Source organism: Streptomyces sp. NPDC058678, assembly GCF_042714835.1.
Taxonomy (GTDB): domain Bacteria; phylum Actinomycetota; class Actinomycetes; order Streptomycetales; family Streptomycetaceae; genus Streptomyces.
This window is the reverse complement of sequence record NZ_JBHXSG010000001.1, coordinates 215,003-232,972: the sequence shown is the minus strand read 5'-3', so window position 1 is coordinate 232,972 and position 17,970 is coordinate 215,003. Positions and strand designations below refer to the sequence as shown.

14 protein-coding genes and 3 tRNA genes are annotated in these 17,970 nt (G+C 70.8%); 7 read left to right on the top strand and 10 right to left on the bottom strand.

Annotated features, from left to right (window positions below; all coding sequences use genetic code 11):
* The first annotated feature begins 117 nt into the window (after nucleotides 1–117).
* The gene (gene ddaH / locus ACFWWR_RS00985; protein ID WP_384301252.1) at nucleotides 118–894 is read left to right on the top strand and encodes a dimethylargininase; all 777 of its coding nucleotides are present in this window, start codon (nucleotides 118–120) and stop codon (nucleotides 892–894) included.
* A gap of 210 nt (nucleotides 895–1,104) precedes the next feature.
* Complete coding sequence (locus tag ACFWWR_RS00980; protein WP_383866338.1) at nucleotides 1,105–2,082, top strand: acyl-ACP desaturase; 978 nt, start codon at nucleotides 1,105–1,107, stop codon at nucleotides 2,080–2,082.
* A 13-nt stretch (nucleotides 2,083–2,095) separates the two neighbouring features.
* Here the strand turns inward: ACFWWR_RS00980 and ACFWWR_RS00975 are convergent.
* The 6 genes from ACFWWR_RS00975 to ACFWWR_RS00950 form a co-directional block, all read right to left on the bottom strand.
* Nucleotides 2,096–2,168 (bottom strand) — tRNA-Trp (locus ACFWWR_RS00975).
* 17 nt (nucleotides 2,169–2,185) lie between these two features.
* A complete protein-coding gene (locus ACFWWR_RS00970) occupies nucleotides 2,186–3,373 on the bottom strand; it encodes a ribonuclease inhibitor (RefSeq protein WP_384301249.1) in 1,188 nt (395 codons plus the stop codon).
* Entirely contained in the window at nucleotides 3,370–4,698 is a 1,329-nt protein-coding gene (locus ACFWWR_RS00965; RefSeq protein WP_383866334.1) for an SDR family NAD(P)-dependent oxidoreductase, read from the bottom strand. Before ACFWWR_RS00965 ends, ACFWWR_RS00970 begins: the two co-directional genes overlap by 4 nt.
* A gap of 28 nt (nucleotides 4,699–4,726) precedes the next feature.
* Nucleotides 4,727–4,801 (bottom strand) — tRNA-Asp (locus ACFWWR_RS00960).
* A 10-nt stretch (nucleotides 4,802–4,811) separates the two neighbouring features.
* A tRNA-Gly gene (locus ACFWWR_RS00955) sits at nucleotides 4,812–4,883 on the bottom strand.
* Between the two features lie 86 nt (nucleotides 4,884–4,969).
* Nucleotides 4,970–5,215 carry a WhiB family transcriptional regulator gene (locus ACFWWR_RS00950; RefSeq protein WP_383866332.1) on the bottom strand — a complete coding sequence of 82 codons (246 nt, stop codon included), beginning with the start codon at nucleotides 5,213–5,215 and terminating at the stop codon, nucleotides 4,970–4,972.
* Between the two features lie 255 nt (nucleotides 5,216–5,470).
* Here ACFWWR_RS00950 and ACFWWR_RS00945 point away from each other — a divergent pair, with 255 nt between their 5' ends.
* Nucleotides 5,471–6,265: a VOC family protein gene (locus ACFWWR_RS00945; RefSeq protein WP_383866330.1), complete on the top strand. Its 795-nt coding sequence runs from the start codon at nucleotides 5,471–5,473 to the stop codon at nucleotides 6,263–6,265.
* A gap of 31 nt (nucleotides 6,266–6,296) precedes the next feature.
* On the opposite strand, the gene ACFWWR_RS00940 is transcribed toward ACFWWR_RS00945, so the two are convergent.
* Nucleotides 6,297–7,331: a LacI family DNA-binding transcriptional regulator gene (locus tag ACFWWR_RS00940; protein ID WP_383866328.1), complete on the bottom strand. Its 1,035-nt coding sequence runs from the start codon at nucleotides 7,329–7,331 to the stop codon at nucleotides 6,297–6,299.
* A 106-nt stretch (nucleotides 7,332–7,437) separates the two neighbouring features.
* On the bottom strand, nucleotides 7,438–8,403 hold the full coding sequence (locus ACFWWR_RS00935) for a multicopper oxidase domain-containing protein (RefSeq protein ID WP_384301245.1): 966 nt from the start codon (nucleotides 8,401–8,403) through the stop codon (nucleotides 7,438–7,440).
* Nucleotides 8,404–8,592: 189 nt separating this feature from the next.
* On the opposite strand from ACFWWR_RS00935, the gene ACFWWR_RS00930 reads away from it, so the two are divergent.
* Both ACFWWR_RS00930 and ACFWWR_RS00925 read left to right on the top strand, forming a co-directional pair.
* Complete coding sequence (locus tag ACFWWR_RS00930) at nucleotides 8,593–11,088, top strand: ThuA domain-containing protein (RefSeq protein WP_383866324.1); 2,496 nt, start codon at nucleotides 8,593–8,595, stop codon at nucleotides 11,086–11,088.
* Nucleotides 11,085–13,307 (top strand): OmpL47-type beta-barrel domain-containing protein, encoded by a 2,223-nt coding sequence (locus ACFWWR_RS00925; RefSeq protein WP_384301241.1) that lies wholly within the window; start codon nucleotides 11,085–11,087, stop codon nucleotides 13,305–13,307. The genes ACFWWR_RS00930 and ACFWWR_RS00925 overlap by 4 nt, the downstream gene beginning before the upstream one ends.
* A gap of 48 nt (nucleotides 13,308–13,355) precedes the next feature.
* Here ACFWWR_RS00925 and ligD read toward each other — a convergent pair whose 3' ends face one another.
* Nucleotides 13,356–14,393 (bottom strand): non-homologous end-joining DNA ligase, encoded by a 1,038-nt coding sequence (ligD, locus tag ACFWWR_RS00920; protein WP_383866320.1) that lies wholly within the window; start codon nucleotides 14,391–14,393, stop codon nucleotides 13,356–13,358.
* A 74-nt stretch (nucleotides 14,394–14,467) separates the two neighbouring features.
* Here ligD and ACFWWR_RS00915 point away from each other — a divergent pair, with 74 nt between their 5' ends.
* Complete coding sequence (locus tag ACFWWR_RS00915) at nucleotides 14,468–15,538, top strand: ATP-dependent DNA ligase (protein ID WP_383866319.1); 1,071 nt, start codon at nucleotides 14,468–14,470, stop codon at nucleotides 15,536–15,538.
* A 23-nt stretch (nucleotides 15,539–15,561) separates the two neighbouring features.
* Here ACFWWR_RS00915 and ACFWWR_RS00910 read toward each other — a convergent pair whose 3' ends face one another.
* The gene (locus tag ACFWWR_RS00910) at nucleotides 15,562–16,752 is read right to left on the bottom strand and encodes a zinc-dependent alcohol dehydrogenase (RefSeq protein WP_383866317.1); all 1,191 of its coding nucleotides are present in this window, start codon (nucleotides 16,750–16,752) and stop codon (nucleotides 15,562–15,564) included.
* A 193-nt stretch (nucleotides 16,753–16,945) separates the two neighbouring features.
* Here ACFWWR_RS00910 and ACFWWR_RS00905 point away from each other — a divergent pair, with 193 nt between their 5' ends.
* On the top strand, nucleotides 16,946–17,962 hold the full coding sequence (locus tag ACFWWR_RS00905; RefSeq protein ID WP_383866315.1) for a DUF3048 domain-containing protein: 1,017 nt from the start codon (nucleotides 16,946–16,948) through the stop codon (nucleotides 17,960–17,962).
* The last annotated feature ends 8 nt before the right edge of the window (nucleotides 17,963–17,970 follow it).

The window sequence follows — 17,970 nt, the reverse complement described above, 5'->3', positions numbered from 1 at the left end:
CACGGCGGAGCATCTCAGGAGGGCCACAGCCTGACAACGAGGGTTTTGCCCGCGCGCACCGGCCCTGCATGATGGCGGGCAGGCCACACCCTGTCCCACCGATCCGGAGATCCCCTCGTGCCCAGCAAGAAGGCCCTCGTCCGCCGCCCCAGCCCGCGCCTCGCCGAAGGCCTGGTGACGCACATCGAGCGCGAGAAGGTCGACGTCGACCTCGCCCTCGAACAGTGGGAGGCGTACGTCGAGGCCCTGCGCGCGCACGGCTGGGAGACCATCGAGGTGGATCCCGAGGACGACTGCCCCGACTCGGTGTTCGTCGAGGACACGGTCGTCATGTACAGGAACGTCGCGCTGATCACCCGGCCCGGCACCGAGTCCCGGCGCGAGGAGACCGTCGGCGTCGAGGAGGCCGTGGCCCGCCTGGGCTGTTCGGTCAACTGGATCTGGGAGCCGGGCACCCTGGACGGCGGTGACGTGCTGAAGATCGGTGACACGATCTACGTCGGCAGGGGCGGCCGCACCAACGCGGCCGGGGTCCAGCAACTGCGGGCCGCCTTCGAACCGCTCGGGGCGCGGATCGTCGCCGTACCGGTGAGCAAGGTGCTGCATCTGAAGAGCGCGGTCACCGCACTGCCCGACGGAACCGTCCTCGGGCGCATCCCCCTGCTGGACTCGCCCTCGCTGTTCCCGCGCTTCCTGCCGGTGCCGGAGGAGTCCGGGGCGCACGTGGTACTCCTCGGCGGCGCCAAGCTGCTGATGGCGGCGAGCGCGCCGAAGACGGCCGAACTGCTGGGCGACCTCGGCCACGAGCCGGTCCCGGTGGACATCAGCGAGTTCGAGAAACTCGAAGGATGTGTGACATGCCTCTCTGTGCGCATGCGCGATCTTTACGCCTGACCGAGCGCGCACCTCACCCCCTCGGCCCCGGACCTGCGGTTCCGGGGCCACTTGTCATGCCCGCGGAACACCGCTGATCAGGGATCTTTACACGGCTCTTAACCTACGGTCTCGTAACCTACGGAAACGTAGCCTACGATTCCGTAGGTACCGGCCCGGCACCGCTCGCCGGATTCTCCCGTTTCAGAACCGCGTCCCCCTGGAGTACCCGTGACGATCACTTCCCCTCACCTCGGCAGCCCGTCCTCGGCCTGGACCGACGCCCGGCTGCTGTACGCGCTGGAGGAAGTAGTCGAGCAGGAACTGAACCGCCACCTGAAGGTCGCCAAGGACTGGATGCCGCACGAGTACGTGCCGTGGAGCGACGGCCGTAACTTCCCCGGCATCTTCGAGGACGGCGAGGCCTGGGAGAAGGGGCAGTCCAAGGTCACCGAGCTCGGCCGGATCGCCCTGGTCGTGAACCTGCTCACCGAGGACAACCTCCCCAGCTACCACCACGAGATCGCCTCCCTCTTCGGCCGCGACGGCGCCTGGGGCACCTGGGTGCACCGCTGGACCGCGGAAGAGGGCCGGCACGGCATCGTGATGCGCGACTACCTGCTCGCCTCGCGCGCGGTCGACCCGGACCAGCTGGAGCAGTTCCGCATGGCCCACATGGCCGAGGGCTTCGAGTCGGACAACCGCCACTCGATGCTGCACTCGGTGGCCTACGTCGCCTTCCAGGAGCTGGCGACCCGCGTCTCGCACCGCAACACCGGCCACCAGTCCGGCGACCCGGTCTGCGACCGCATGCTGGCGCGCATCGCGACCGACGAGAACCTGCACATGGTCTTCTACCGCAACCTGCTCAAGGCGGCCTTCGACCTCGCGCCCGACCTGACGATGCAGGCGGTGCGCGACGTGATCGTGAACTTCCGGATGCCCGGCCACGGCATGCCCGGCTTCGAGCGGGCGGCCGCGCAGATGGCCATTGGCGAGGTCTACAACATGCGAATCCACCACGACGACGTCATCCAGCCCGTCCTGCGCTTCCTGAAGGTCCTGGAGATCGACGGCCTCGGCCCCGAGGGTCTCAAGGCCCAGGAGGAACTCGGCCTGTACATGAGCGGCCTGGACTCGGAGGCTTCCAAGTTCGACGAGAAGCTGGCGGCGCGCAAGGCGCGGATGGCGGCCCGCGCGGCCGGCTGACCTGCCTGGGGGGCGGGGCCGACTGGATTCGAACCAGCGTGTGCCGGTTCTGGAGACCGGCGCGCCTGCCTCTGCGCTACGACCCCGCCCTTGACGCAAGAGACTAGCCCTCCGGCTCCGGCCGGGGGGCTGTCCTGTGCACACTGCGTACGGCTGCCACGTCGGCCGGGACCGTCGGGGGCGGGACGTGGGCGCTGAGAGCCTCCAGGCGGCGTTTGACGCTGGTGGCGATGCCCCGGCCCAGGACGAAGCGGGTGGCTGTGGTGGCGCGGGGTGCGGCGTCGAGGAGGCGGTGCGCCTCGCGGCTGCGCATGCCGGTGTGGGTGAGGACGAGGTGGCTGAGGCGGTGGGTGGCACCTGCGAGGACTTCCGCGATCGTCCCGGCGGCCGACACGTCGATGCGGTTGTCGGCCGCGCCCAGTACCGCCGCCGCCCGCACCCGGCCGAGATCCAGCAGGGTGACTCCGGCCGCGGCAGCCGCCGACACCAGCCGGGCCGCGGCCTGCGGACCGATGCCGTTGCAGGCCACGGACAGGCGGGCGAGTCGTCCGTACGGTGCCCGCTCCAGGGCACGGGAGAGCTGGTGTGCGCCCGCGTCACCCAACCCGGCCGCGGAGACGTACAGTTCGTCGATCGCCCCGGCCGTGATGACCGCGGCGAGCGGTTCCGCCCCGGCTTCCCCCAGCGGGTTGCCGCCGACGAAGAGCCGTTCGATACGGCGTCCGTTGTCGGCGGCCGCGAGCAGTGCGTCGGCGAGGACGGCGCCGCCCGCCGCGTCGAGGCCGGTCTGGACGAGGTCGAGGGTGCGCAACGACCGGGCCGACTCGACCAGTTCGGCCGCCGCCCGGCCTCCCCCTCCGCCCAGCGGGTTGCGCTTCAGCCAGACGCCGGTGACCACCTGCGGGGAGGCGCGCAGCTGGTCGGCGATCCGGCAGGCGCCACCCGCGGTGATGTTGTTGCAGCCGAGGTAGAGGGTCTCGACGCCGGTGTTCGCACCGGCCACGGCGGTGGCGCCCGCGTCGCCGAGCGCGTCGGTTCCGAGCAGCAGGTGCCGTACCGGCGACGGCCCTTGGGAGAGCGCTTCGGCGACCAGGGCGGCGCCCTGGGCACCCAGTCCCTGCTTGCACAGGTCGAGGCGGCCGTCTGGCAGCGCCGTGCCGGCCGTGAAGTCCAGGCGCTCCCCGGCCGGTCGACCGGCACGCAACCAGTCCAGCAGCGGGGCGAGTTCGGCGCGCGGCCGCGGCACGACGTGCGGGACTCCGGCGAAGCCCGCCACGGGTTGTTCGCTCACCACTCCGCCTCCCGGTAGTCCTTGAGGAAGACCCCGGACACGGGGTCCCCGGCCTCGCCGCGCACGATCGGGTCGTACACGCGGGCCGCGCCGTCCACGATGTCCAGTGGTGTGCGGAAGCCCGCGTCCGCCATCCGGGCCTTCTTCGGCGCCGGGTTCTCGTCGGTGATCCAGCCGGTGTCGACGGCGCACATGTGCACGCCCTGCCCGGCGAGTTCGGCGGCGCTGGTGCGGGTGAGCATGTTGAGCGCGGCCTTGGCCATGTTGGTGTGCGGGTGGCCGGCCATCTTGTTGCGGACGGCGAACCGGCCTTCCACGGCCGTCACGTTGACCACGTACCGGCGCGGGTGCGGCGAGGCCAGCAGCAGGGGCAGCAGCCGGTCGCACAGCAGGGCCGGGGCGAGCGCGTTGACCAGCTGGGTCTCCAGGACCTCGGCCGGGTCGAGGGCACCCAGCCGGGCCGACCAGGAGTTCTCCGGGGCCGGGTCGGGCAGCAGTCCGGCCTCGTCGGCCTCCCGCAGCGCGACCGGCAGGGACGCGGCACCGCCGCCCAGCATTCGCATCGGGGTGAAACCGGGGGCGTGACGTGCGCCCTCGGGCAGCGCGTCGTACTCCCCCGCCGCGAGCAGCGCGTACGACTCGGGCGGGCGCCGCACGGTCTGCGCCGCGTTGTTGACGAGGACGTCCAGCGGCTCGCCCTCCTGACGCAACTCCTCGCACAGCCCCAGCACTTGGCGCGGGTCGCGCAGGTCGACGGCTAGGACGGTCAGCCGGTCCAGCCACTTCTCGCTGCCCGGCTCGGCCCGGAAGCGGCGCACGGTGTCGTGCGGGAAGCGCGAGGTGACCAGCAGGCGCGCGCCGTCGCGCAGCATCATCAGCGCCAGCTGGAAGCCGATCTTGACCCGGCCACCGGTGAGGAGCACCCGGCGCCCGCTCAGGTCGGTGCTCAGGTCGCGGCGGGCGGTGTTGTCGGCGGCGCAGCGCGGGCACAGGCGGTGGTAGAAGGAATCGACCTGCCGATAGGGCGACTTGCAGACATAGCAGGTGCGCGGCCTGCGGAAGACCCCGCCGGTGCCCGCGGCGACCAGCGGGGCGTCCTCGCGCCGGTCGGGCGCGCCGGTCGCGGTCGCGGCCATCACCTCGGCGTCGGCGGCGGACAGTTCGGCACCGCGGGCCCTGCGCCGCCGCAGACGTCCGTCCCTCGCGAAGGAGGCGGCAACCTGCTCGGCGTGCAGGCGTACGGGGTCGTCGACGGGCAGCGCCCGCAGTCGGGCGACCGTGCGGTGGAAGGCGGCCAGCTCCTCCTCGCCGAGTGCGTCACGCATGTGTCCCCGCCCGTCCGGTGCCGTGCTGTGGTGGGCCGGACCGGATTCGAACCGGCGTTTCCGCCCTGACAAGGCGGTGCGCCTGCCTCTGCGCTACCGACCCACCCGCGCGGCCCGGACGACCGGATTCGAACCGGCGTATCCGCCTGGGCAAGGCGGCGCGACTGCCTCTGCGCTACGCCCGGCCGCGCCCCCGGATCCTAACCGCACGCCCACCGGCCGGTCGCACGAATTTACGGCTCGCCCGGCGGCCGGACGGCGAGCGGGGCGGTCAGTCACTCGTGCGCCTGAGGTGCAGCCGTTCCTTCTCGGACAGGCCGCCCCAGACGCCGAAGCGCTCGTCGTTGGACAGCGCGTACTCCAGGCAGGCGGAGCGCATCTCGCACATGCCGCAGATGCGCTTCGCCTCGCGCACCGAGCTGCCCGGCTCGGGAAAGAAGAAGTCCGCCCCGGTCTGCGCGCACAGGGCCTGCGTCTGCCGGCCGAGGTCGGCCGGGGTGATGGTGTCGATGTGCATGAGCGCGATCGTGCCCGGGCGCGAAAAACGTTCCATCAACGCGCGATCAACGCCGGGCCCGCACGGCCTCCGGCCGACCGATGATGACCCTGCCGGGCACCCGCGCGCACGGCGGCGCGCGGGACGCCGTACGACAAGACGAGTTCCTGCGAACACGCAGGGTAACCAGGCCCGTGGTCCTGCCCCGCGCGATTGTCAGTGGGCGGTGCGAGACTCGGCAGTGCAGGCAACGGGACCCTTCGAAGGAGGGCAGAGATGCTCACCACCCGTTATGTCACCGGCGCTCCGAACTGGCTCGATCTCGGCACACCCGACATCGAGGGCGCCTCCACCTTCTACGGCGGGCTCTTCGGCTGGGAGTTCCGGTCGGGCGGGCCCGAGGTCGGCGGCTACGGCTTCTTCCAGCTCGACGGCAGGACGGCCGCGGGCGGCATGCAGACCACCCCGGAACAGGGCCCGCCGTCCTGGACCGTGTACTTCCAGACACCGGACGCCGACGCCACCGCCAAGGCGGCCGAGCAGGCGCACGGCTCGGTGCTGATGCAGCCCATGGACGTCCTGGACCAGGGCCGCATGGCGATCCTCGCCGACCAGGCGGGCGTGTCCTTCGGCATCTGGCAGCCCGCGGCCAACAAGGGCCTGGACGTCGTGCAGGAGCAGGGCTCGCTGTGCTGGCTGGAGCTGTACACGCCGGACCTCCCCGCGGCCGCCGGGTTCTACAACAGGCTGTTCGGCTGGGAGACCTCCGCGCTCACCTTCGCCGGGGACACCTACACCACCGTCCACCCGTCGGGAACCGAGCCGGGTGCCATGTTCGGCGGCATCGTCCCGCTGGAGGACGACCCGACCAAGGCGCGGACCGGAGCCTGGCTGCCGTACTTCGAAGTCCCGGACGCGGACGCCGCGGTCGGCACGGCGCAGGAGCGGGGCGGCACGGTCCGGATGCCGGCGACGGACCTGGAGGACGTCGGCCGCATCGCCGAGCTCGCCGACCCGTACGGCGCCCGCTTCGCGGTGATCAAGAGCGCGCCGCCACAGCAGCAGACCTAGCCGAGGCAGGCGTCGGCGCGGCCGTGGCGCGTCAGGCGGAGGCGCGGCGGATCAGTGTCGTCGGCAGGACGATGCTGGACGGCCGCGTCTTTTCGTCGGCGTTGCGGCGATCGAGGCCGCGCAGGAGCAGGCGGGCCATCAACCGGCCCATCTCCTCTATGTCCTGACGGACCGTGGTCAGGGGAGGGTCGGTCTGTTCGGCGACGGGCAGCATGTCGTCGAAGCCGATCACGGCGACGTCCTCGGGCACGCGCCGCCCGTGCTCGCGCAGTACGCGCAGGGCGCCGGCGGCGGTGAGGTCGTTGGCGGCGAACACCGCGTCCACGTCGGGGCAGCGGTCGAGGAGTGCGCGCATCGCCCGCTCGCCGCCGGCCGGTGTGAAGTCGCCCGGCGCGACCAGTGGCGTCTCGGCGTCGGCCATGACGTCCCGGTACCCGTCGAGCCGGTCCGCCGCCGAGGTCTGGTCGAGCGGGCCGGTGATGTGCGCGACGCGCCTCCGGCCGAGGCCGACGAGATGGCGTACGGCGTCGCGGGCGCCGCCCCGGTTGTCGCTGTCGACGTACACGACGTCGCCCCCCTCGCCGTCGCTCCAGCCGGGGCGGCCGCCGAAGACGGTCGGGACGCCGGCGCGGCGGATCAGCCCGGGCAGCGGGTCCTCGAGGTGCAGCGAGAACACCAGCGCCCCGTCGACATGACCGCCGGCGAGATAGCGGCCGACCCGGGCGTGGTCGTCGCGGCCCTCGGTGAGCAGCAGCACCAGCTGGTTGTCGAGGGCCGTCAACTCCTTGCTGATGCCGCGCAGTTGCAGGGCGAAGAAGGGGTCGGCGAAGACCCGCGTCTCCGGTTCGGCGACGACGACGGCGACGGCGTCGTGGCGTCTGGTCACCAGGCTGCGGGCGGCCTGGTTGGGTACGTACCCGAGTTCGTCCACCGCGCGCCGCACCCGCTCCACGAGCGGCTCCCTGACCCCGTCCCCGCCGTTGACCACCCGCGAGGCGGTGGCCCGTGAGACCCCGGCCCGCGCGGCCACGGCCTCCAGCGTGGGACGCGGCGCTGTCTCGGTCACTTCAGGGCTCCTCATCGGCGGGGTGCCGATCAGGATAGCGTCGGGCGTGGAGCGGGGTGAGAGCGCTCTCGGAGCGGTCTTCGAAGCGCGGAAGTCCGCGATCGTCTCAGTGGGACTCGTGCGGCTCGTGCGGCTCGTGCGGCTCGTACCCGGGGATGGTCCCGTCGGTCTTCCTCACCAGGAACAGCCCCACCATCCCCATGTCGGAGTGGCTCTGCACATGGCAGTGGTACATCCACGCCCCGGCTCCGACCCCCTCCCCCGCGATCACCTGGAAGCCGAAGGAGTCCGCCGGGCCCACGATCTTGTTGTCGACGACCTGACTGGGGTCGTCGGGTCCGGTGAGCATGCCCGTGCGGTTGTCCGCCCAGCGGTGACCGTGCAGGTGGAAGGTGTGATAGTACTCGCCGTGCGTGATCATCACGAACTCGACCCGATCGCCCACGGTGGCCTCGAAGTCGGGGCCGGAGTGCGCGGGCCTGTTGTTGATCAGCATGTCGTTGAAGACGATGGTGTGGGTCCGGTCCGGCAGGACGTCTCCCTTGCGGCGGACGATCACCGGCCCGTACAGGCCCTTGCGGATTCCGCCGGTCCCGTGCTCCGTCCCCACGACGTGGTCGTGGTAGTGCCAGTAGCCCGCGCTGCCTGCCCGCCAGGTGCCGTCCTTGCGACGCCCGGGGGCGTGGGTGCGCCAGGTGTAGGTGCGGGTGCCTCCCGGCTCGACGTGGCTCTTGTTCATCTTCGTGCCGTCGCTGGAGATCTCGTAGTCCAGGCCGTGCACGTGCAGGCTCGCCGCCACGTCCATCGTGTTCTCGAACTCGATGTGCAGGGTGTCGCCCTCGTTGAGTTCGATCAGCGGTCCGGGGATCGTGGCCTTCCCCTTCTCGAAGCCGTAGCCCATCTGCCCGTCGGCGAGCTTCTCGGCGTACAGCCTGATGTGTCTCACCGCGCCCCCGGCCGGGGCGGTCTTCGCCGGTGTGTCGGCACTCATGGCCTCGGGCCCGAGGGACAACGAGGTCGCCACGACCGCGCCGCCCAGCAGTACTCGTCGGTTGAACCCGCGTCTGTCCATGCGGAACTCCCCACCCTGATACGGAATTTGCGGAGACGTACCTGTGATGAACCGGTGAGACGGTACCGGCCGTTCCGCCGTTCATCCACACTCAGGACAAAGTTCGTCGTAACTCGGTCATAGGTATTGGCGAGTTGTGCAAAGTGGTCTAGCTTCCATCGCGCTGTTGCTGTGACCGAGGAGGTGCCCATGCACTTACGAGGGTTGAGCGCAAGAAGCACGAGAAACGGGAGAAGACGGGCCTGGGCGGCCACCGTGACCGCCGGGGTCGTCGCCGCCGGACTGTTGTCGGGGCCCGCCGCGAACGCGCGTCCGGCCCCGGAGCCGTCCCCGACAACGATGTCCGTCAAGTCGCCGCCGGGCGGCGCGAACGTACGGGTGCTGATCTTCCACGGGTCCGCCGCCGCGGGGGACGAGTCGCCGGTCGTGAACGCCGGCATCGAGGCGATCGAGCAGATCGGCCTGACCGGCCCGGCGGGCGGGCGCTTCAAGGTCGAGGCCACGGGCGACCCGTCCGTCTTCACCGATGACACGCGGCTGGGACGCTACAACGCCATCGCCTTCCTGACCGGCGGCGGGGACGTCCTCGATCCCGATCAGGAAGCGGGCCTGGAGGCCTACATGGAGGCCGGCGGCGGCTTCCTCGGCATCCATGACGCGGCCCGCGCCGAGCCGTACTCGGACTGGTTCACGGGCCTCGTCGGCGCCCGACCGGCCGCGTCCGGTCCGACGAACGCGCAGCGGGCCACCGTCGAGGTCGGCGACCGCCGACATCCGGCCACCAAGGACCTGCCTCTCCAGTGGAAGCGCCCCGACCGGTGGCTCAACTGGGTGAAGAACCCGTCGGGTGACGTGCATACGGTCGCCCGTGTAAGGGAGTCGACATACCAGCCGGGTACGAGCGCCAACGGCTGGGACCACCCGGTCAGTTGGTGCCGGGACTACGACGGCGGGCGGTCCTTCTACACCGGCATGGGCGGCACGGTGTCGTCGTACGACGAGACGGACTTCCGCGCGCATCTGCGGGGCGCGCTGCTGTGGACCACCCGGCTGGCGCAGGCCGACTGCAAGGCGACCGTCACCGGCAACTACAAGGCGGAGCGGCTCACCCAGCCCAACCAGCCCGGGCAGAACGACCAGATCGGCGAACCGCACGGCCTGGTCACCGCGCCCGACGGCCGCGTGTTCTACATCGGCCGGGGCGGCGCCGACTCCTCCCAGCCCGTGATCACCGACTGGAACAACCCCGACATCGGAAAGGGCAAGGGCGAGATCCACGTCTACGATCCCGCGACCAAGAAGGTCACCCTGGCAGGCGCGTTGACCGTCTTCGGCAACAAGGGCGGCGGCGACGAACTGGTCAAGGTCGAGGAGGGCCTGCTCGGCATCGATCTCGACCCGCGCTTCGAGCAGAACGGCTGGGTGTACCTGCACTACACGCCGCACGCGCAGATCAACCGCGACACCCGGATGGCCGAGCGGCGCGTCTCCCGCTTCACCCTCGACCCCGCCACCGACAAGCTGGACCTGGGCAGCGAGAAGGTGCTGCTCAAGTGGCCGGTGCAGATCCACAGTTGCTGCCATGCGGGCGGCGGGATGGCCTGGGACTCCCAGGGCAACCTGTACATCGCCACCGGCGACAACAACTCCAGCGGCTTCAGCGACGGCTACTCGGGCAACAACCCGCAGCCGAACTACAAAGGCGTCTCCTTCGCCGACGCACGCCGCACCGCCGGCAACACCAACAACCTCAACGGCAAGATCCTGCGCATCCACCCGGAACCCGACGGGACCTACACCCTCCCCGACGGCAACCTCTTCACCGGCAGGGAGACCGACGAGGGCGGCGGCAAGACACGGGGCGAGATCTATGTGATGGGCGTGCGCAACCCCGCGCGCATCTTCGTCGACAGGCAGACCGACACCCTCTACGCCGGCTGGGTCGGCCCCGACGCGAGCGCGCCCTCGACGACCTGGGGTCCCGCCAAGTACGACACCTTCGCCGTCATCACCGAGGCGGGCAACCGCGGCTGGCCGTACTGCATGGGCAACAAGCAGCCCTACCGGGACCGCAACCTGCCCGATCCCACCCGGCCGCTCGGCTGGTACGACTGCGACCACCCGAAGAACGAGTCGCCCAACAACGACGGCCTGGTCAACCTGCCGCCCGTCACCGGCAACAACATCTGGTACTCGCCCCAGGGCGGCGCCCCCGACTACCCGCGCGACACGAACGGTATCCCCTCGTACAAGCAGGAGGAGGCCACCTATCGGCTGCCGTGGCTCAAGGGCGGAGGCCAGGCCGCGATGAACGGGCCGGTCTACCGGTACGACGCGGCGAGCACGAGCGCCGCCAAGTGGCCCTCCTACTGGGACGGCAAGTGGTTCGTCGGTGACTTCTACGACGCCGACCAGCCGCGCAACGCGGTCATCACCGATCCGAAGAACCACGGTGACGGCGGTCTGCCGGTCCACTCGGAGTCCCTGAAGAAGATCGTGCCGGTCGGCAACAACGGCATCAGGAACCTCATGGACTGGAAGTTCGGTCCGGACGGCGCCCTGTACGTCCTCGACTACGGCCGTGGTTTCTTCACCTCGGACGCCAGGTCGGCGCTGTGGCGGGTCACTTACACGGGCGGCGGGCCGACTCCGGCCGCCGGCCAGCTGGCGAGGGGGACGCAGTGACACGGCAACGAAGAGTCTGGACGGCCCTGTTGGCCGCGCTGCTCGTCATACTCGGGCTGCAGGCGCTGCCCGCAGCGGGGCAGACCCGGCAGGAGACCCGGCAGCCCCAGAAGCAGGCCGCGGCCCAGGTGCTCACCTGGACCGCCGGAAACGACATCGACAAGTACACGTCGGCGCCCGCGACGGCCGTGGCGGGCGCGGCGACGATCGTCTTCGAGAACAGTGCGGCGACCGGCAACACCATCGGAATGCCGCACACGTTGACGTTCGTGACGAGCGATCCGGAGTTCAACAGCGACGTCCAGCTGAACATCCTCGCCAATCCGGGCGACGACCAGGGCGGCCGTCACACCGCCGAGGTCACGCTCTCGCCGGGCCGCTACTTCTACCACTGCACGATTCCCGGCCACGGCCAGATGCAGGGCATCCTCGTGGTGACCGAGGGCGGCGGCGAGGACACGACACCGCCCGAGGTGGCCGCGCAGGTGACCGGCACGCAGAACGCGCAGGGCGAGTACGTCGGCTCGGCGAGTGTCGCGATCAGCGCGACCGACGAAGACGGCGGGTCCGGGGTCGACATTATCCAGTATGCGGTCGGCGAGGCGGGCGACTGGATTCCGTACACCGCACCGGTCGTCGTCGACCAGGTCGGCAGCCACAAGGTCCGCTACCGCGCCCTCGACAAGGCGGGCAACGTGTCGGCCGAGAAGAGCGTCGAGTTCACCGTCGTCCCACCGGCCTCCGACGACACCGCACCGCCCGACACCTCGGCGACGGTGAGCGGTGAGCAGAACGCCGACGGGACGTACGTCGACATGGCGACGGTCACCGTCAGCGCCTCGGACACCGGATCCGGCGTCAACACCATCGAGTACGCCGTCGGCTCCGGTGCCTGGCAGCCGTACACCGCCCCCGTGATGGTGCACCAGGTCGGGACGCACACGGTGCGCTACCGGGCCACCGACAAGGCAGGCAACGTGGCCGCCGAGAAGAGCGTGCGGTTCACGGTCGTCGCCGCGCCACCGCAGGACACGACCCCGCCGGTGACCGGCGTGACCGTGGACGGCACGCGGAACTCCGACGGGGCTTACGTCGGGAACGCCAAGGTGACCGTGAGCGCGACCGACGAACACGGCGGGTCGGGTGTCGACCGGATCGAGTATTCACTCGACGGTGGACCGTACATCGCATACAGCATTCCCGTGGTGGTCGACCGTGCCGGCGCGCACACCCTCGCGTACCGGGCCATCGACAAGGCGGGCAACACCTCCGCCGCACGGACCGTCAGCTTCGCTGTCGTGGCCGGTGGCGGGGTGCCCGCGCCCAACTGCGCGGAATACGACGAACGGTTGACGGTCATCGTCGGCGCGGTCGACTCGGGCGTGCCGAACCGGGTCACCGACAACCGGTGCCGGATCAACGAGTTGATCGAGGACGAGAAGGAGTGGACGTCCCACGCGCTGTTCCTGAAGCACGTCAAGGCGGTCCTCGACAAGCTGCTGACGGAAGGCGTCGTCGACCAGCGCGAGTACGACGCGATCCAGAAGGCGGCCCGCCAGTCCGGCATCGGCAGGCCAGGACAGACCGAGGGCTACCGCACGATCCTCGACGGCAGCGCGGAGTCCTTCGCCAAGTGGCAGCAGGTGGGCGGCGGTTCGTTCGCACCGAACCCCGACGGATCGATCACCTCCGGCACCACCAGGGCCGGGCTCGGCATGCTGTGGTTCCCGCAGCGCAAGTACGGCGACTTCTCGCTCAGGCTCCAGTGGCGTGACGACGCTCCGGGCACCGGCAACGCCAACTCCGGGGTGTTCGTGCGGTTCCCGTGGGTGCTCGACCACCCGGAGGAGTCGCGGCCGGAGTGGGTCGCCATCAAGTACGGGCACGAGGTTCAGGTGCTCGACCGGCCCGACGGGGACATGTACAAGACGGGCTCGGTCTACGGCTTCGACCGGGTCGGACTGGCCGGGGCCGGCGTCACCCAGAAGGGCACGTGGAACGACTACGAGATCCGGGTGGTCGACCAGCACTACGCGGTCTACCGCAACGGCGTGCTGATCAACGAGTTCGACAACGTCGGCGGCCAGGACTTCTCCCCGCCGCGCTCGGACGACCCGGGCACGGACGGGCGGCGGTTCGCCTCCGGCTACATCGGACTCCAGGTGCACGGCACCACGGACGTGGTCTCGTACCGGGACATCAGGATCAAGGAGCTGTAGGTCCCGGCAGAGGCACCTCGTAGCGGGTGCCCTTGCAGGTCAGGCAGGTCAGGCAGGAGGTGCCTCCGGCGGGGGCGCCTCCTTCCTCGCCTTGCTCGGCTGCACCCGCTTGGGTTCTCCCGGCATCTTCGGATACTCGGGCGGGTACGGCAGATCACCGAGCCCGTGATCGTGCTCGTCGCGGCGCGCCAGCTCCAGGAGGGCCTCGAGGGAGAAGGCGTGGTCGTCCATGTCCGCGTGGACGTCGCCGAGTTCGGCGAAGCGGGCGGGCATGGTCGCGATGTCGAAGTCCTGGGGGTGCGCGGTACCGACCTCGTCCCAGCGCAGGGGCGCGGAGACCGGGGCGTGCGGGCGCGGCCGTACGGAGTAGGCGGAGGCGATCGTGCGGTCCCGGGCCGTCTGGTTGTAGTCGATGAAGATGCGCGAGCCCCGCTCCTCCTTCCACCACTTGATGGTCACCCGCTCCGGCATCCGGCGTTCCATCTCCCGCCCGACGGCGATGGCGGCGCGCCGGACCTGGGTGAAGGTCCAGCGCGGTTCGATCGGTACGAAGACGTGCAGGCCCCGCCCGCCCGACGTCTTCGGCCAGCCGCGCAGGCCGCCGTGCTCGTCGAGCACCGCGCGCAGTTCGTGGGCGGCGCGGACCGCGTCGTCGTAGTCGGTGCCGGGCTGCGGGTCGAGGTCGATGCGCAGTTCGTCGGGGCTGTCGACGTCGTCGCGGCGGACCGGCCAGGGGTGGAACGTGAGGGTGCCGAACTGGGCGGCCCACAGCACGGCGGCCTCCTCGGTGGGGCACATCTCGTCGGCGCTGCGGCCGCTGGGGAAAGTGATGTGTGCGGTCGGGATCCAGTCGGGCATGTTCTTCGGCGCCCGCTTCTGGAAGAAGGACTCGCCGCCCACTCCGTCCGGGTAGCGCTCCAGCGTGGTGGGGCGGTTGCGCAGGGCGCGCAGGATGCCGGGCCCGACGGCCTGGTAGTAGCGGGCGAGGTCCAGCTTGGTGAAGCCGCGCTCCGGGAAGAAGACCTTGGTCGGGCTGGACAGCCGTACGGTCCGGCCACCCGCCTCCAGTTCCACCGCTTCGCCCATGCGAGCCACGGTAGGCGCACTGCGCACACCTCGCACACCGGGCATTTCACGGCGTTCGAGCGCAGAATCGGAGCATGGATCTGCCCGTCATGCCGCCCGTGAAGCCCATGCTCGCCAAGTCGGTGGCGAAGATCCCGCCGGACATGCACTACGAGGCGAAGTGGGACGGGTTCCGGGCGATCGTGTTCCGTGACGGGGACGAGGTCGAGCTGGGCAGCCGCACCGGCAAGCCTCTGACCAGGTACTTCCCGGAGTTGGTGGCGGCGCTGAGGGAGCGGTTGCCCGAGCGGTGCGTGCTGGACGGGGAGATCGTCATCGCGCGGGAGGGGCGGCTGGACTTCGACGCGCTGACCGAGCGCATCCATCCGGCGGACTCCCGGGTGCGGATGCTGGCGGAGCGGACACCGTCGTCGTTCGTCGCCTTCGACCTGCTCGCCCTGGCGGACGAGTCGCTGCTGGACGTGCCGCTCGGCGAGCGGCGGGCGCTGCTGACCACGGCCCTGACCGAGGTGACGGCGCCCGTGCACGTGGCGCCGGCGACGACCGACATCGACGTGGCCCAGCAGTGGTTCGAGCAGTACGAGGGGGCGGGCCTGGACGGTGTCATCGCCAAGCCGCTCAACGGGCGGTACCTCCAGGACGAGCGTGCCATGTTCAAGATCAAGCACGAGCGGACGGCGGATGTCGTCGTCGCGGGCTACCGCCTCCACAAGAGCGGCCCGGTGGTCGGCTCGCTCCTGCTCGGCCTGTACGACGACCGGGGTGCTCTCCAGCACGTGGGCGTGTCTGCGGCCTTCCCCATGAAGCGGCGGGCCGAGCTGGTCGAGGAGCTGGAGCCGCTGCGCATGGACGACGTCACGGGACACCCGTGGGCTGCCTGGGCGGAGGAGGCGGCGCACGAGACGGCCCGGCTGCCCGGGGCGCCCAGCCGCTGGTCCGGCAAGAAGGACCTGTCCTGGGTGCCGCTGCGGCCGGATCGGGTGGTCGAGGTGGCGTACGACCACATGGAGAACGGCGCCCGCTTCCGGCACACGGCCCGCTTCCGCCGCTGGCGCCCGGACCGGACTCCCGAGAGCTGCACGTACGCGCAGTTGGAGGAGCCGGTGCGCTACGACCTGGCGGAGATCTTCGGTCCCCCTGAGTGACTCGGCGTGACTCAGGGCGTGACTCAGGGAGTCATCAGCACCTTGACCGCGCCGTCCCGCTTGCGCTGGAACATCTGGTAGGCGTTCGGTGCCTCGCTGAGCGGCAGCCGGTGGGTGGCGAAGTCGTCGACGCCGAGGGGGTCCTCGTCCGTGAGGTAGGGGATGATCTCGTCGCTCCAGCGGCGCACGTTGGCCTGGCCCATCCGGACCTGGATCTGCTTGTCGAACATGGTGAGCATCGGCAGCGGGTCGGCCATCCCGCCGTACACACCGGACAGCGAGATCGTGCCGCCCCGGCGCACCAGCTCGATGGCGGTGTGGAAGGCGGCGAGCCGGTCGACGCTGAAGCGCTCCGCGAACGGTCCGCTGATCTTCCGCGGCAGCATCGAAGAGGCCTGCTGGGCGAGCTTGGCGGCGGCGCTGCCGTGGGCCTCGGTGCCGACGGCGTCGATCACGGCGTCGGGGCCGCGTCCGTCCGTCTCGTCGCGGATCGCCTGGACCAGTTCCTTCTCGTTGTCGAAGCGCCTGAGGTCGTACGTCTGCACACCGCGCGACCGTGCCCGGCGCAGCCGCTCGCCCACCAGGTCCACGCCGAAGACCTGTCCGGCGCCGCGCAGTTGGGCGATGCGGCACGCCATGTCACCGATCGGCCCGAGGCCGAGCACGGCGACGCTCCCGCCCTGCGGGACGTCCGCGTAGGCGACCGCCTGCCAGGCGGTGGGCAGGACGTCGGAGAGGTAGACGAAGCGGTCGTCGGGCGGGCCCTCGGGGACCTTGATCGGGCCGAACTGTGCCTGCGGGACGCGCAGGTACTCGGCCTGGCCTCCCGGGACGGAGCCGTACAGACGGGTGTAGCCGAAGAGGGCGGCCCCCATGCCCTCACTGTGGACCTGGGTGGTCTCGCACTGCGTCGGCAGGCCGGTCATGCACATCCAGCAGTTGCCGCAGGCGATCTGGAACGGCACCACGACCCGGTCGCCGGCCGCGAGGTCGGGCACCCCGGCGCCGACCTCCTCGACGATGCCCATGGGCTCGTGGCCGAGGATGTCGCCCGGTGTCATGAACGGGGTGAGCACCTCGTACAGGTGCAGGTCGGAGCCGCACAGCCCGGTGGAGGTGACGCGGATGACGGCGTCCGTCGGCTCCTGGATCGTCGGATCGGGCACGCTCTCCACCCGTACGTCCCGCTTGCCCTGCCAGGTCACTGCCTTCATCGCACGCTCCCTAGGTCACGTCGGCGTGTCCGGTCTGCGGTGCGGGCCGGGTACCCGGCCGCCACCCGGCCGAATCGCCCCCACCTGAGCCGATCGACGTAGCGAACGCCGCCGATCAGAATCGAGCGGGTATGGCCATCAATGAACGTATGAGCGCACAATCAATGACAACAGACGGGTGGCCACGGTGGGCATGGGACACAGGACGCGCACGCGACGCACCGTCACGGTGGTGGCGCTGTTCGCCGCCGCGGCGACCGCCTCGCTGACGGCCGGCTGCACGGGCGGGCGCGACGCGGGTGACGACGCGCGCGGGCAATTGCGCACGCCCGTCGAGAGCCCGAGCGAGGGCCTTGGCGAGAGGCCGAGCCAGAGCCCGAGCGAGCGCGCGGAGGCCGGCCCGGTGCTCGCCGTGAAGATCGACAACGCGCGTGCCGCCCGCCCTCATACGGGCCTGAACTCCGCGGACGTCGTGTACGCCGAGCAGGTCGAGGGCGGAATGAGCCGGCTGATGGCGGTCTACGCGACCAAGCTGCCGAAGGTCGTCGGTCCGGTGCGCAGCGCCCGCGAGTCGGACCTGGAGCTGCTGCGCCAGTTCGACCGGCCGACGCTCGCCTTCTCCGGGGCCCAGGGCAAGCTGATGCCGCTGATCGACAAGGCGCCGCTGGTCGTGCAGACGCCAGGCAAGGTGTCCGGCGCCTACTACCGCGGCACCGGCAAGCCCTCCCCGCACAACCTCTACCTCCGCCCCGACCGGCTGCTGTCCGCCGCACCGGGCGCGGACGCGCTGACCACCGGCTTCCGGTACGGCGCCGCGCCCGCCGGAGGCCGGAAGGAGACCTCGCGGACCGTGCGCCACCCCGCGGCCGCGTTCACCTTCAGCTGGTCCGCGGACCGGGAGCGCTGGCTGGTCTCGATGGACGGGACGCCCGCGGTGACGACCGACGGGAAGCGGATGGCACCGGCGACGGTCGTCGTGCAGTACGTGAACGTGCGCAAGTCCGCCTTCCACGACTTCCTCGGCAACAACACGCCGTACACCGAGACGGTCGGCTCGGGGACGGCGGAGGTACTGCGCGGGGGACGGGCCTACGACGTGAACTGGTCGCGCCCCGAGGCCACGGCGGGCACCGCGTTCACGACGAACGACGGTGAGCCGGTGAACTTCGCCGAGGGGCAGGTGTGGGTGGTGTTCGCGAAGGCCTCGTGAGCCGCTGA

Excerpts from the sequence above, each read along its gene's own strand:
- ACFWWR_RS00950 (WP_383866332.1), bottom strand. The coding sequence starts at position 5,215 with ATGCACATCGACACCATCACCCCGGCCGACCTCGGCCGGCAGACGCAG.
- ACFWWR_RS00945 (WP_383866330.1), top strand. The coding sequence starts at position 5,471 with ATGCTCACCACCCGTTATGTCACCGGCGCTCCGAACTGGCTCGATCTC.
- ACFWWR_RS00905 (WP_383866315.1), top strand. The coding sequence starts at position 16,946 with ATGGGACACAGGACGCGCACGCGACGCACCGTCACGGTGGTGGCGCTG.
- ACFWWR_RS00930 (WP_383866324.1), top strand. The coding sequence starts at position 8,593 with ATGCACTTACGAGGGTTGAGCGCAAGAAGCACGAGAAACGGGAGAAGA.
- ACFWWR_RS00910 (WP_383866317.1), bottom strand. The coding sequence starts at position 16,752 with ATGAAGGCAGTGACCTGGCAGGGCAAGCGGGACGTACGGGTGGAGAGC.
- ACFWWR_RS00915 (WP_383866319.1), top strand. The coding sequence starts at position 14,468 with ATGGATCTGCCCGTCATGCCGCCCGTGAAGCCCATGCTCGCCAAGTCG.
- ligD (WP_383866320.1), bottom strand. The coding sequence starts at position 14,393 with ATGGGCGAAGCGGTGGAACTGGAGGCGGGTGGCCGGACCGTACGGCTG.
- ACFWWR_RS00965 (WP_383866334.1), bottom strand. The coding sequence starts at position 4,698 with ATGCGTGACGCACTCGGCGAGGAGGAGCTGGCCGCCTTCCACCGCACG.
- ACFWWR_RS00935 (WP_384301245.1), bottom strand. The coding sequence starts at position 8,403 with ATGGACAGACGCGGGTTCAACCGACGAGTACTGCTGGGCGGCGCGGTC.